This is a genomic window from Pedobacter sp. SYP-B3415 (genome assembly GCF_004138205.1).
Classification (GTDB): Bacteria; Bacteroidota; Bacteroidia; order Sphingobacteriales; family Sphingobacteriaceae; genus Pedobacter.
Window position 1 is genome coordinate 330,133 of sequence record NZ_RXNQ01000011.1, and the last position, 12,598, is coordinate 342,730.

General features: G+C 47.4%; 12 protein-coding genes. 10 read left to right on the plus strand and 2 right to left on the minus strand.

Annotated features, from left to right (window positions below):
• The gene (locus tag EJV45_RS07385) at positions 1 to 513 is read right to left on the minus strand and encodes a type VI secretion system TssO (protein ID WP_129715018.1); all 513 of its coding nucleotides are present in this window, start codon (positions 511 to 513) and stop codon (positions 1 to 3) included.
• A gap of 189 nt (positions 514 to 702) precedes the next feature.
• Here EJV45_RS07385 and EJV45_RS07390 point away from each other — a divergent pair, with 189 nt between their 5' ends.
• Both EJV45_RS07390 and EJV45_RS07395 read left to right on the plus strand, forming a co-directional pair.
• A complete protein-coding gene (locus EJV45_RS07390) occupies positions 703 to 1,137 on the plus strand; it encodes a GPW/gp25 family protein (RefSeq protein WP_129715019.1) in 435 nt (144 codons plus the stop codon).
• 79 nt (positions 1,138 to 1,216) lie between these two features.
• Positions 1,217 to 3,088: a type VI secretion system baseplate subunit TssF gene (locus EJV45_RS07395; protein ID WP_129715020.1), complete on the plus strand. Its 1,872-nt coding sequence runs from the start codon at positions 1,217 to 1,219 to the stop codon at positions 3,086 to 3,088.
• Positions 3,089 to 3,096: 8 nt separating this feature from the next.
• On the opposite strand, the gene EJV45_RS07400 is transcribed toward EJV45_RS07395, so the two are convergent.
• Positions 3,097 to 4,035 carry a type VI secretion system baseplate subunit TssG gene (locus EJV45_RS07400; protein ID WP_129715021.1) on the minus strand — a complete coding sequence of 313 codons (939 nt, stop codon included), beginning with the start codon at positions 4,033 to 4,035 and terminating at the stop codon, positions 3,097 to 3,099.
• Positions 4,036 to 4,155: 120 nt separating this feature from the next.
• On the opposite strand from EJV45_RS07400, the gene EJV45_RS07405 reads away from it, so the two are divergent.
• From EJV45_RS07405 to EJV45_RS07440, 8 genes are all read left to right on the plus strand, one after another.
• Positions 4,156 to 5,049: a TssN family type VI secretion system protein gene (locus EJV45_RS07405; protein WP_129715022.1), complete on the plus strand. Its 894-nt coding sequence runs from the start codon at positions 4,156 to 4,158 to the stop codon at positions 5,047 to 5,049.
• Positions 5,050 to 5,071: 22 nt separating this feature from the next.
• Positions 5,072 to 6,226 carry a hypothetical protein gene (locus EJV45_RS07410; RefSeq protein ID WP_129715023.1) on the plus strand — a complete coding sequence of 385 codons (1,155 nt, stop codon included), beginning with the start codon at positions 5,072 to 5,074 and terminating at the stop codon, positions 6,224 to 6,226.
• A 55-nt stretch (positions 6,227 to 6,281) separates the two neighbouring features.
• Positions 6,282 to 6,806 (plus strand): DUF2911 domain-containing protein, encoded by a 525-nt coding sequence (locus EJV45_RS07415; protein ID WP_205942342.1) that lies wholly within the window; start codon positions 6,282 to 6,284, stop codon positions 6,804 to 6,806.
• Positions 6,807 to 6,898: 92 nt separating this feature from the next.
• Entirely contained in the window at positions 6,899 to 7,336 is a 438-nt protein-coding gene (locus tag EJV45_RS07420; RefSeq protein WP_129715024.1) for an Rrf2 family transcriptional regulator, read from the plus strand.
• Between the two features lie 186 nt (positions 7,337 to 7,522).
• Positions 7,523 to 9,613 carry a HEPN domain-containing protein gene (locus tag EJV45_RS07425; protein WP_129715025.1) on the plus strand — a complete coding sequence of 697 codons (2,091 nt, stop codon included), beginning with the start codon at positions 7,523 to 7,525 and terminating at the stop codon, positions 9,611 to 9,613.
• Positions 9,610 to 10,380: a uroporphyrinogen-III C-methyltransferase gene (gene cobA, locus EJV45_RS07430; RefSeq protein ID WP_129715026.1), complete on the plus strand. Its 771-nt coding sequence runs from the start codon at positions 9,610 to 9,612 to the stop codon at positions 10,378 to 10,380. Before EJV45_RS07425 ends, cobA begins: the two co-directional genes overlap by 4 nt.
• Complete coding sequence (locus EJV45_RS07435) at positions 10,358 to 11,869, plus strand: TSUP family transporter (protein WP_129715027.1); 1,512 nt, start codon at positions 10,358 to 10,360, stop codon at positions 11,867 to 11,869. Before cobA ends, EJV45_RS07435 begins: the two co-directional genes overlap by 23 nt.
• A 3-nt stretch (positions 11,870 to 11,872) precedes the next feature.
• Positions 11,873 to 12,586 carry a phosphoadenylyl-sulfate reductase gene (locus EJV45_RS07440; protein WP_129715028.1) on the plus strand — a complete coding sequence of 238 codons (714 nt, stop codon included), beginning with the start codon at positions 11,873 to 11,875 and terminating at the stop codon, positions 12,584 to 12,586.
• The last annotated feature ends 12 nt before the right edge of the window (positions 12,587 to 12,598 follow it).

The following is a 12,598-nucleotide window of genomic DNA, read 5'->3' on the forward strand; positions in this document are numbered from 1 at the left end:
CTATCTGCCGCGGTTTATTTTGATTTCAGCTGCACGGTTATTTTTGAGACAGGACTTCAGCTGGTCCTTTAAAGTTTCAATCTGGTATCCGGTTATGGAAAGCGAGTCCTGAATACCGGCCATTGTTGCTACGTTATCGCTCAGCTTGTCATACAGCATAAAACTCGGCGTTGGCTCGCGGTTTTCTTTTACAAGCGATTTGATTTTTACGTTCGCATCTCGGATATCGGTGAGCATGACCGCTTGCCGGTTCATTTCTTCAGAGTTGGTTACGGTAAACGTAGACAACTCCCTGAATCTGAGCAGGGCAATGTCAAAGTTTTTATTGATTTCCTTTCTCAGGCTGATCAGCTTTTCGGTTTCCTTAACTTTTGCGCTGAGCAGATCATACTCATGAGCCGAAGTTTTGAAATAGAAATAAACGCATAAAACTGCAAAGAGCAGTAAAAACACAAAATTTAAGACAAACACCTGGTAAGACTTCTTGAGTTCGTAGGCGTTAATAGGCTTCATAAACGAGGTTCAATTTAGGGCGTCGGGCAGTTTTTGGACTGCCTTTTGATTCTAGGGTTTTCAGTTTTTGTTTGAGAGACGTTAACTGATCAGCTATATCGCCCTGACATGTTAAGTGCCGGGACCAGGTTGAAAAATTAAACAACCCCGAACCAGTCAACAATTTTTGTTCCATTTAAATAAGCGCCCATGGCAGCGAATTTTTACAGCAGGCCTTTCAACTTTAAAAATATTTTCGAACAGCGCGAGTTTCAGGAGACTGATCTCGGTAAATCTATTTCGAATAACATCCAGCTTATCATTTTTACACGCTTTGGCGAACATCGCTTCAATCCTGATTTCGGTTGTGAGATCTGGGATCTGGACTTTGAACTTATCGTAAGCGAGACCATCTGGGAAGAGAAATTCAGGAAGTCGCTGCTCCGCTCCGTAACAGAGTATGAAAGCCGGCTTTATGATGTAAGCGCGGAAGTGAAGATGAGCGAAGTGGAGAAATTTTACCCACAGCGCAATGTAACCGAAATCAAAAAAAAGGTTGATCTTGTTGTTAAAGGGAAAATAAACACTACCGGCGAGAAATATTTTTTCAATACGGCGTTATTTTTAAGTCCGCTAACCAGTTAGGAGTGTTCTTAAATCTGGAAACGACTGCTCATTTTTCTGGACAAATTACCTGCACGCACTACACACCTGAACCGAACCTATGGACAACATATTTTACTCGTCAAAAGATGAAATCCGCAACCGGATATTGAAAAATGCGCGCGACTTCTGGGGCGTGCGTAATGCGAGCGATTTCGATCCGCTTGTCAAACTGCTGCTCGAGGCGCTGAGCGCTGAGCTTTTTCTCGTCTCAAATGACGTTAAAAATCTCGAGAACAGAATTCTTGATAAGATATCCCGCATCTTGTCTTCGGATATCCTGACCAGCCCGTTGCCGGCACACGGCATCCTGCAGGCGTTGCCGGTGGAAGCAACCGAGGTTCTTGGAACCCATCATAGCTTTATTTATCAAAAAAAACTAAAACAGCCTGACGGAAAAGGGGAGGATAAAACAGTCGACATTCCTTTCAGCCCCCTGGCTAAAACGCGGATCTTTAATGCCCGCATACGTTTTGTCGCTTCGGGATCACATCTTTTTAAACTGGAAGATTCGGGGCATAAATCTGTGGCAGCCAACACGCTGCCTGGTTTTTCCGTGGGTCAGAACAGTCTTTTCCTGGGGATCGAATGCGACCCCAGGCTTACATCGGCGGAGGGGCTGAGTTTTTACTTTGACTGGCGGAACTTTCGCGTTCAGGACGATGCCTATGAGCTGCTGTCGCTGTCGAAATGGTTCGCCGGCAATCAGGAATTATCTATGGTCCGGGATGCTTTTTTTCTTCGTGACCAGCGCGCCGAAGCTTTAGCACCGTTTCGCAACCAGAACCTGATGTACAGGCTTACAGAAGACGTTCAAAGCCACTACCGGAATAGATTCCTGACTATAGAAAAAACAGATATTCAGCAGATTAACCAGCTTATGGTTAACTATCCTGATACCTTCCCGGGCGTGTTCCAGCCTGCCTCGCTCGCTCTCCTGAATAAGCCTTTGTTCTGGATCCGCATTGAACTGCCGGCGGCGTTCAGCCCGCAAATGATCGAGGAACTTCAGGTTTATGTAAATGCGTTTCCGGTGGTGAACAAAAAATTGCGGGAAATTAAACACCGGCTCCGCACAATGACAACGATTATTCCGGTAAAAACTGAAGGCCATGAGCAGCTGCTTGCGGTCGACAGCCTGAAAGATAAACAGGGGAAGAGTTACAAAGAAGTGCCTTTTGCTGATGAGACCGAACGTGCGGACGGCTCGTTCACCATCAGGTATGGCGGCACCGAACGTTTTGACAGCCGTAATGCGCGTGAGCTTGTTGAATACCTGTTTGAATTACTTCGCGATGAGAAAGCGGCGTTTTATTCTTATGGCTCTGATTTCCTTAACAATACCCTGAAAAACCTCGAGCAGACCCTGTCTCTGATCGAACAAAAAACGCTGAACCAATCGGCCCATTTCAGGGAACTGCTCAATTATGTGGTGGTCAAACCCATAAATGATACTGATATCATGTTTCTTGACTACTGGCTTACTGATGCTGAACTGGGAAATAAGATCAAGACCGGCAGCAGGCTGATCCCGGTGAAAATTGCTGGCGTTCGGCCCGATGGTGTTAGTCTGCTGAGTACAACCGTTGGCGGAAGGTCACGTCTGAACGCCAGCGACCGTATACAAGCCTACAAATATGGTCTAACCACTGCCGACAGGGTCGTAACAAAATCTGATATCGTGAATTTTTGTTTGCTTGAGCTAGGCGACCGGATTGTCTCGGTAGATATCCGTAAAGGGCTGTTTGCATCTAAGAATCCGAAGGAAGGTTTTGTGCGGACTACCGATATCTTCCTGACACCTTCAGATAAAACAAAACTGCAGGCCGAGGAGTGGGAATCCCTGCTGGCACTTACAAAGTCGCGGCTTGAGGCCCGGAGCGCAATGGATCTTCATTTTCGTCTGATGGTTGAGCCGGCACGAGTCTGGTAAAACACCGGCTACAGGTACATGGTAAATCCGAGATAGGCGTTCCCCTGCTCACTGCCGATCGAGCCGTTCCGGTCTTCAGCAGAAGCTTCAAGTATAATCTCGTAAGCAGTATCAAATGGAAGCAGATACGAAGTAGCCAGGTCGGTTATTTTTGTGTTTATTCCGTCTGGCAGAAAATCCAGCAATTGGTTGGTCGGGCAGGGGCCGATATGAATGAGAACAAGGTCGTCATCACTGTCAAAGGTGTCGCCGGCTACACAATCGACGCCGAGCGTACCGGAACCAAGCCTGAATTGCATGGGCTCATCGATCCTGGTTTTTCTTCCGGGAGACCTGTCGCGCTGCACACTGACCGGTACAGAAAAAAGTACCTGCAGAAGCTGGCCCAGGAACAACAGGTCGTTTCGCTTTTCGTGAATAACCGGCAGAAAATGCATCCATATGATGCTCTGATGGCGGTCAAATAGGTCAAACTCCGGCCACTTATTCCTGAAGATGCCTGTCAGATTGCTGAAAGTCGTCTTTTTATCAAGCCGGCTTTCATAACGTTCAAGCAGAATGCGGAGGTTATACAGTTCTGCCTCGAAAGGCATGAAGAAAGTCCTGGCATGCTTCTCTTCTTCGCGTCGCTGCTGCACATCCCGGATCATATCTTCTTCAGACAGCGCTCCTTTTTGTGCATAAGGTTCATGAAAAAGACCTTCAGGAAGCATGTCATAGAAGCCCTCCCGATTTGCATCTATGCGTAAACAGTCGGCTAAACGTGTCTCAGAAAAATACGTGCTAATGTTATTAATCTCTTTACTGAACGACCGCCGGTCGCCCGAACGCGGCAATACCAGCACCTGATCTGCTGAAAGCAGTTCATTTTCAATAATTTCTGCGGCCTTGGCAACCGCCTTGTAGTCTGTAGATAACTCGTTGGTAGATTTAAGCGCTGATTTCATGAAAGGGATACCTTGTAAGACCTGCCCCGGAATAATTGTGCCAGAAAAGCTTTCGCCGGCCGTTAAACAATTTTAAGGTATCATATTTGCTAAGAAAAAATACCTCTATAAATCTATTAAATGGACGTAAAATCTTTCTTCATCCGCTATCTTTTATTTCCACTTATTTTCGTCGTTTCGGCCGCGATCATGGCCATCATCAATAAGAAAAATAAATTTCTTAACAATAAACGTCTGATCGTCTATGTCTTGCTGACAGCAATTGTGCTGGCGCTGCCGGGTTTTCTCGGTATGCTGGGTTTCGACTTCATGCCCTGGGGTTATATTATCAGTCAGATTTATTATCTCGGTATGGGTTGCCTTACCGTATTTTTGTTTACTAAACATTATCCCACCGAACTGATCGAGCGAAAGTTTTTCATTTTTTTTGCATTACTCATAGCCGCGCTGCTGGGTATTTACCTTTACCAGCTCGCATTTAACTGGTTAAGCGAGTTGAAGATGGGATTGTGGGGAGCAACAGCGATCAGTGTTTATTTTCTGCCGCTGGTTTTCTGGTGGACATATGTGGCATTTATCAGCATTCCAACGGAGATCTATAAGATCTGGCAGTATCCGCCAACTCCCCTTCGGATCGATATGGAACACCTCGATTTCGACAGGCTCCTGGTACTGGAACTTGAGCTATACAAAAATACCAATGATGCTGAGCCCTTGAAGGTGAAAGTAAAGGCACCCGAGAACATGAACTTTGGTATCTGGTTTCACAAGTTCATTGACGATTATAACCTGAAGTTTCCCAAAAGCCCGATCGAATTCAGAAACGATGAAAACCAAAGTTATAAATGGATGTTTTTCGTCAAAACGTCGTTTTTCAGAAAAAATCTCTTCCTCGATCCCGATCTGGATATCACCCGCAACGGAATCAACGAAAAAATGACCATTTATGCAAAGCGCGTTTCTGAAAATGTTGCTATGACACAGCCGAATGAAGACCAGGCCGTTTTCATTTAAAATTACCTAAACACTCTTATGTATGATATCTCCCCTGAAATATAAGCCTGTTAACTGGGTCGATGGCATGAAGCTGTCCGGTGCCCATTTTACGAGTACAGATCATTTTATCCAGGACTTTGTAAGAGACTCGTCCTCCGTTTTTATAAATAACAGTAATTACGGGCTGCTGCCGCCCTTTACGGGCAAGAACAGCTCGCATGACATTGAGATCATTGAGAAAGCGACCAACCATTTAGAGGTTCGCGTGCGGCATTGCAACGCCATCACAGCAGAAGGCTGCCGGATCGACTTATCAGGAAATGACCTGACGGAGCAGATCATCCATAACCACTATTTCAGTCCCGATCAAATGGAAGGAGCGCAGAATATGCTGTTCCATGTGCTGTTGGTTGTCAACCCGTTTGACAGGCAGCCCGCCGGAATGCCGGATACAGCAGAAAATCCGCCGCGGTACCCTGAAATCAGAAAAAAGTACAGTGTTGCTGTTCTGCCTGCGGGCGAAATTTCCCGTGACACGGCAGATGGGTTTCATCTTACAATAGGCCGGGTTTATCTGGAAGCCGGACGGATCGCGGTAGATCGATCGTATATTCCGCCGAGTGCAACAATCATCAGTCACCCCTTGCTGATCCGCTATTATGAGTTGCTGAACTCGCTGATCAATGAACTTCAGCAGGCGGCATTCCGGATCATAGACAAGACTACAGGCCGGGATTCTATCACACCCCTGGGGCGCAACATCCGTCTGCTGTCAGAAAAAATGCTTGATTATCTTGCTCAGATTTTCTACGCCTACAGAAATGTAGCCTATCAGCAAACACCGATGACTGTGCCCGGTTATTTTTCTACGCTTGCACATGTGTTTTTTACAGGAGTTAAACAGATTGAAACAAAGGAACGGGAGGAGATGCTGAAGTACTTTTATGAGTGGAAAGATGTTACACCTGGAAACTTTGAAGAATTGCTTGCCAGAACTATCGAACTGGTTTATGACCACCGCGACATTAATGCCTCATTTGCCATGGTCGAAGAGTTTATGCGGGTGCTTGTTGCCCTGTGGAACAAATTGAGCACGCTCGAATACATTGGTCAGCGCAAAGAAAACATCGTTGTAGCCGAGCAGCAAATGGTTCAGCAGGTACAAACCAGAAAGACCTGGACCTTGCTTGACTAAGCAGCCTATATTTGAAAACAGAAACTTATCTTTATACCGAACAAAACAACTTAACATGAATCTGTTAAAAAATTCAATCAAAACCCTGGCTTTCACTGGTACCATGCTGGTGTCTGTTCTTAGCTATGCTCAGGACGCAAAGCCTAAAGCGAGTCCGGCCGAAACCGTTACCGGTAAGGTAAAAGGCGCCAATATTACGATCAGTTACAGCAGTCCGGCGGTGAAAGGACGCGAGATCTGGGGAGCCCTTGAAAAGTATGATGCCGTTTGGCGTGCAGGCGCAAACGAAGCCACTACTGTTGAGACTGACAAAGATCTTACAGTGAGCGGAAAAGCGCTGCCAGCCGGTAAGTATTCGTTTTTTGTTATTCCAAAGCAAGGCAGCACCTGGACCGTTATTTTCAACAAGGAGCCAAAACAATGGGGAGCTTATAAATATGAGGCAGGTAAAGACCAGCTTCGTGCGGATGTAAAGATCCAGAAGTTATCTGCTGTACAGGAGCGCCTGAAATATGAAATAACCAAAACCGGTTTTGTATTGAAATGGGAAAAAGTTGCCGTGCCGGTAACGTTAAAATAAAAAAACCAGAAAAAACGTAATACCCGCGCTGAAGGCAACCTGTGCCTGCCGGCGTGGGTATTTTCATAAAGATTTGTTAGTTTTGTAACTGCATGCTTTCTAAAAAGACCAAATACGCCATCAAGGCCCTCGTTGCACTGGGAAAAAACGCTGATAAACCACCGATTCAGATATCCAGGATTGCTGAGGAAGAGCATATACCCAAAAAGTTTCTGGAACAGATCCTGCTTGACCTGCGTAACAACGGTTTTCTGTATAGTAAAAAGGGTGCAGGAGGGGGTTACAGTCTGAACAAACCCGCCAGTGATATTTACCTGGTTGATGTGATGCGTATCACCGACGGACCGATTGCCATGGTGCCCTGCGCCAGCATGAAATTTTATCATAAATGCGATGAATGCCACGATGAAGTAACCTGCGGCATCCGCAATGTTTTTCTTGATGTACGGGATGCAACGCTAAAAATTTTGAGCGAAACCAGCATTGCCGATATCATTTCCCGCGAAGGCGGCCTTAAACTCGGACTGTAGCTCCGGGTATTTTTTTGATTAAATATCCTACTATATCCATATACTTTATATATTTGTTTAATTAAGCAAAACAAGAATGCCTGTTTTAAGGGGCAAGTATGGCATCTGTTCAGCAGCGTGGTACTTGCACAGGCAGGTGCGTTTTCCCGGCCACCTGGTTGAGGAAGACCATTAATACATTTTAACATGCAAAGTTTCAGGACAGAGTTGGAGAATCCGCTCGTTGAACAGGATATTATCGATCTTGAAAAAAAGATCAGGTTATTCAGGGAAGGAGCAATACACGATGAGAAATTCAGAAGTTTACGTCTGGCAAGGGGCGTATACGGGCAGCGGCAGCCGGGCGTGCAGATGGTTCGTATCAAGCTGCCATTTGGCCGGGTAACCTTTCGTCAGTTTCTGAAGATCGCAGACATTTCAGACGAATTTGCCAGCAGCAACCTGCACCTGACTACGCGCCAGGACATCCAGATTCATTATGTAAGTCTTGACCGCACACCTGAGCTTTGGGCCAAGCTGGCTGAAGATGATATTACCCTGCGCGAAGCGTGCGGCAATACGGTTCGTAACGTTACATCATCGCCGACTGCGGGAATCGATCCGAAAGAACCTTTTGACGTTTCTCCGTATGCACAGGCAACCTTCGCTTATTTTTTGCGTAACCCGATCTGCCAGGAAATGGGGCGTAAGTTTAAGATCTCATTTTCATCAAGCGAAGAGGATACTGCCTTCAGTTATATTCATGATCTTGGCTTTATCCCAAAAATAAATCCGGCCGGCGAACGCGGGTTTAGAGTGCTTTTTGCGGGCGGACTTGGTGCGCAGCCCGTGCTTGCAAATCTTGTCCACGATTTCCTGCCCGAAGACCAGCTTATTCCTTACGTCGAGTCCACGCTGCGGGTATTTGACCGCTATGGCGAACGGAATAACCGGAATAAGGCCCGTTTTAAGTTTCTTGTTCAGAAGCTCGGTCTCGATGAAGTATTACGTCTTATTGCAGAAGAGCGCGTTGCCAACAAAGTAAAGACATATACCGTGAACAGGGAAGTGGTCGCTGATCCGCAGGTGCCCGCCACGGTTCCTGCCGGTACGGCAGCTGTAGCAGACCAGGCGCATTATGAGGCGTGGCTGAAGACCAATGTCTTCGAACAGAAGCAGCCTGGTTTTCATGGGGTTTATATTAAGGTGCTGAAGGGCGATATTCCCACGGCGAAAGCACGTGAACTGATCGCAGCCATACATCCCTATGCTGCGGATGAAATGCGCATTACTCAGAATCAGGGGCTCCTTCTTAAATATGTAAAAAAGGAATATCTCCCATATCTCTATCAGGCGCTGCATGCACTAGGCTATACGGCGTTGGGTTTTGACAGCCTTGCCGATATTACTACCTGTCCGGGAACAGATACCTGTAACCTGGGCATTTCAAACAGCATGACGCTGGCCGCCGTTCTTGAAGACCTGGTTTACAATGAGTATCCGGAGTTTATCTACGAACGCCAGCTCAAAGTTAAAATAAGCGGCTGCATGAACTCATGCGGGCAGCACGGACTGGCGGAGATTGGTTTTCATGGCAGCTCATTAAAAGCAGCCGGAAAGGTTGTACCTGCGGTGCAGGTCATGCTTGGCGGCGGAACGGTTGGAGATGGCATCGGGCGGGTAGCTGAACGCGTTATCAAGGTACCGTCTAAACGCGCAACAGCGGTATTAAGGGCGGTGCTGGATGACTTCAAATTGCAGCGTGCCACCGGCGAAAATTTTCATGTCTATTATGACCGCCAGGGTAAGGACTATTTTTACCGCCTGCTGAAACCGCTTGCCGATCTGGCAACCCTCCAGCCTGAAGAATTTGTAGACTGGGGCCATGAAGAGACATTCGAAACCGCTATCGGTGTTGGTGAGTGTGCGGGCGTGATGATCGATCTGGTTGGCACGCTGCTGCTCGAAGCCGAGGAAAAACTTGGCTGGTCTGAGGCCGCACTTAAAAATGGTGCCTGGGCTGATGCTATTTACCACGCCTATGCCGTATTTGTGAGCTCAGCGAAAGCGCTGTTACTCGATAAATCGGTTAACAGCAGCACCCAGGCCGGTGTGATCAGGGAATTTGACGAGCGGTATGTGCAAACGGGCGAGATCGGTCTCGAAGGTACGTTTACTGATCTTGTTCTGCAGATCAATAAAAACGAGCCGGACGAGACATTTGCAAATCAATATGTTAAACAGGCACAGGCGTTTATCGGCCAGGTGCGTACAAAAAGAGAGGTTGTCGTATCATGAATACAAAAGAACCAAGAATAACACTGGTGGGCGCCGGTCCGGGCGATCCGGAACTGATAACACTGAAAGGTCTAAAGGCACTTCAATCGGCCGATGTAGTTTTGTACGATGCACTGGTTGGCGAGGCTATGCTTGATCACGTTCCGGCGGCAGCCGTAAAAATATATGTTGGCAAACGTTCCGGTGAGCATGCTTATGCGCAGGAAACCATTAACAGGCTTATGGTCGATTATGCGGTTAACTATGGTCATGTTGTACGCCTGAAAGGCGGCGATCCTTTTGTGTTCGGCAGGGGGTATGAAGAACTTGAATTTGCGGCTGCGCATCATATTCCTGCAACTGTAGTACCAGGCATTTCCAGCTCTATTGCTGTAGCGGGAATTCAGCAGATTCCTGTTACACACCGCGGCATGAGCGAGAGTTTCTGGGTGGTAACCGGAACGACAACATCCGGCCAGGTTTCTGCCGACATTTATGACGCCGCCCGGTCAAACGCTACGGTTGTTGTGTTAATGGGTTTGAAGAAGCTTCAGGAAATTACCAATATTTTTGCCGCCGCGGGTAGGGCTGACCTGCCTGCAGCAATTATCCAGGATGGCTCGACACCTGCGGAGCGTATGGTAAGCGGCACAGTCAGAAACATTGCTGAAACGGCAGCACGCGAACAGATCAAGGCACCGTCTGTGCTTATATTCGGGGAAGTCGTTTCGTTGCATCCATCATTCAGGTCGCTACAGGTATTACATGCAGGAGTTACTGAAAAATAGCCCTGTTGGTGCAGACGCGGCAGGAAGCGCCGGGAATGAACTTTTTCCGGTCTTTGTGAAGCTTAACCAGCTGCACACCGTACTGGTTGGTGCAGGGAATGTCGGCCTGGAAAAACTTATGGCCATCATGCACAACAGCGCAGGCGCAAGCGTAAGTGTTGTTGCCGAAATTGTGTTGCCTGCGCTGATCGATTTTGCCGCTGCTTATCCAAGTGTAAAGATTATACAAAAAAGTTTTGAGCCTGCAGACCTTGACCGGGCCGATATCGTTGTTGCAGCCACGGCAGATAACCGGCTGAACGAAGAGATCAGAACGGCGGCGCATGCGCGCAGGCTGCTGGTAAACGTTGCGGATCAGCCGGCACTCTGCGATTTTTACCTCGGCTCTATCGTAAAAAAGGGCGATCTCAAAATCGCTATTTCAACGAACGGAAAATCGCCCACGATTGCCAAACGTTTACGTGAGTTGCTGGCAGAAGACCTGCCCGCCGATCTTGATATCACATTGCAGCAAATGAACGCGCTCAGGGAAACACTGCGTGGTGATTTTGCACAGAAAGTTAAAAGACTAAATGCTGTAACAGAGGTGCTTGTAGCCCCCAAGCTTGAACGCAAGATCAGGTATAATTTCAAGTGGCTGGTTTGGGTTGTTATGGTAGGCTTCATTGCTGCCGTAGGTACAACACTCTGGTATAAGGAACCCGGTTTTCAAACATTTCTGATTAATATCAATCCGGTATTTTACTGGTTTCTTCTCGGCGGATTTGTGTTCGCTATGATTGACGGTGCGATCGGCATGTCTTACGGGGTTACTTCGGCTTCATTTTCGCTGGCTATGGGCATACCGCCCGCCTCGGCCAGCATGGCTATCCATCTGTCTGAAGTGCTGAGCAATGGCATTGCGGGATGGATGCATTACCGCATGGGCAATGTAAACTGGAAGCTTTTTAAAATTCTGATCATACCCGGTGTAACGGGTGCCGTGCTGGGTGCTTTCCTGCTTTCGTCTCTTGAGCATCTTAGTCATTACACAAAGCCGGTTGTGGCTACCTATACGCTTATTCTGGGTGCGATCATTCTTAGAAAAGCACTGAGCATCCGCCGGAGGCGAAAAACGGAGAAGATTAAGAAGATCGGTGTTACAGGCTTTTTTGGTGGTTTTATTGATGCTGCTTTTGGCGGTGGCTGGGGGTCGATTGTTCTTTCCAGTCTGATTGCTGGTGGGCGGCATCCGTTATTCTCTTTGGGAACGGTAAAAATCACCAGATTCTTCATTGCCATTCTAAGTTCACTAACGTTTTTTACCATGCTCGGCGGTGCACACTGGGAGGCAGTCAGCGGTCTGATCATAGGCAGTGCAATTGCTGCGCCCATTGCAGCGAAGGTTTCAAACCGGATTTCTGCCAAGACGATCATGGTAGCTGTGGGCATTATTGTCATGGCGGTCAGCCTGCGAAGCCTTATTTTGTTGATATTAAAATTAGTATAAAGCATGTCGGAAATTGTTGGAGATATTGGTCCGCTATTGGACGAAGTGAAAGGAAAAGATCCGGTTACGGCTTTGCGCCTGCTTGCTGATAAGTATGCCGGGAAAATCGTTTTCTCGACCAGCTTTGGCTGGGAAGATCAGGTTATTACCCACCTCATCTTCAGTAACGATATACCTGTCCAGGTGTTTACGCTTGAAACGGGCCGGCTGTTTCCGGAGACCTATTATGTCTGGAACCGGACCCTGGAAATCTATGGAAAAAAGATAGAACCCTACTTTCCGAGACCTGATCTGTTACAGGAAATGGTTGGCGCGAAGGGACCGAGCAGTTTTTATGAATCGGTTGATAACCGCAAGGAATGCTGTTATATTCGCAAGATCGAGCCGCTGAAACGCGCACTGACGGGCAACGAATGCTGGATAACCGGAATCCGTGCAGATCAGTCTGCAAATCGCGAAGAGATGCATGAGGTTGAATGGGATGAAGGGAACCGGCTGTTCAAATATCATCCGCTTTTCCATTGGACGCTTGATGAGGTGAAAGCTTACATTAAGACACACAATATTGTGTACAACACGCTGCACGACCGCGGCTTTCCAAGCATCGGCTGCGCGCCCTGCACACGTGCGGTTGCGCCGGGCGAAGATTTTCGCGCGGGCCGCTGGTGGTGGGAAGACCAGAGTAAAAAAGAATGTGGCCTCCACGCCACGCATTAACACGCAAAAAAG

Excerpts from the sequence above, each read along its gene's own strand:
- EJV45_RS07385 (WP_129715018.1), bottom strand. The coding sequence starts at position 513 with ATGAAGCCTATTAACGCCTACGAACTCAAGAAGTCTTACCAGGTGTTT.
- EJV45_RS07390 (WP_129715019.1), top strand. The coding sequence starts at position 703 with ATGGCAGCGAATTTTTACAGCAGGCCTTTCAACTTTAAAAATATTTTC.
- EJV45_RS07395 (WP_129715020.1), top strand. The coding sequence starts at position 1,217 with ATGGACAACATATTTTACTCGTCAAAAGATGAAATCCGCAACCGGATA.
- EJV45_RS07400 (WP_129715021.1), bottom strand. The coding sequence starts at position 4,035 with ATGAAATCAGCGCTTAAATCTACCAACGAGTTATCTACAGACTACAAG.
- EJV45_RS07405 (WP_129715022.1), top strand. The coding sequence starts at position 4,156 with ATGGACGTAAAATCTTTCTTCATCCGCTATCTTTTATTTCCACTTATT.
- EJV45_RS07410 (WP_129715023.1), top strand. The coding sequence starts at position 5,072 with ATGATATCTCCCCTGAAATATAAGCCTGTTAACTGGGTCGATGGCATG.
- EJV45_RS07415 (WP_205942342.1), top strand. The coding sequence starts at position 6,282 with ATGAATCTGTTAAAAAATTCAATCAAAACCCTGGCTTTCACTGGTACC.
- EJV45_RS07420 (WP_129715024.1), top strand. The coding sequence starts at position 6,899 with ATGCTTTCTAAAAAGACCAAATACGCCATCAAGGCCCTCGTTGCACTG.
- EJV45_RS07425 (WP_129715025.1), top strand. The coding sequence starts at position 7,523 with ATGCAAAGTTTCAGGACAGAGTTGGAGAATCCGCTCGTTGAACAGGAT.
- cobA (WP_129715026.1), top strand. The coding sequence starts at position 9,610 with ATGAATACAAAAGAACCAAGAATAACACTGGTGGGCGCCGGTCCGGGC.
- EJV45_RS07435 (WP_129715027.1), top strand. The coding sequence starts at position 10,358 with ATGCAGGAGTTACTGAAAAATAGCCCTGTTGGTGCAGACGCGGCAGGA.
- EJV45_RS07440 (WP_129715028.1), top strand. The coding sequence starts at position 11,873 with ATGTCGGAAATTGTTGGAGATATTGGTCCGCTATTGGACGAAGTGAAA.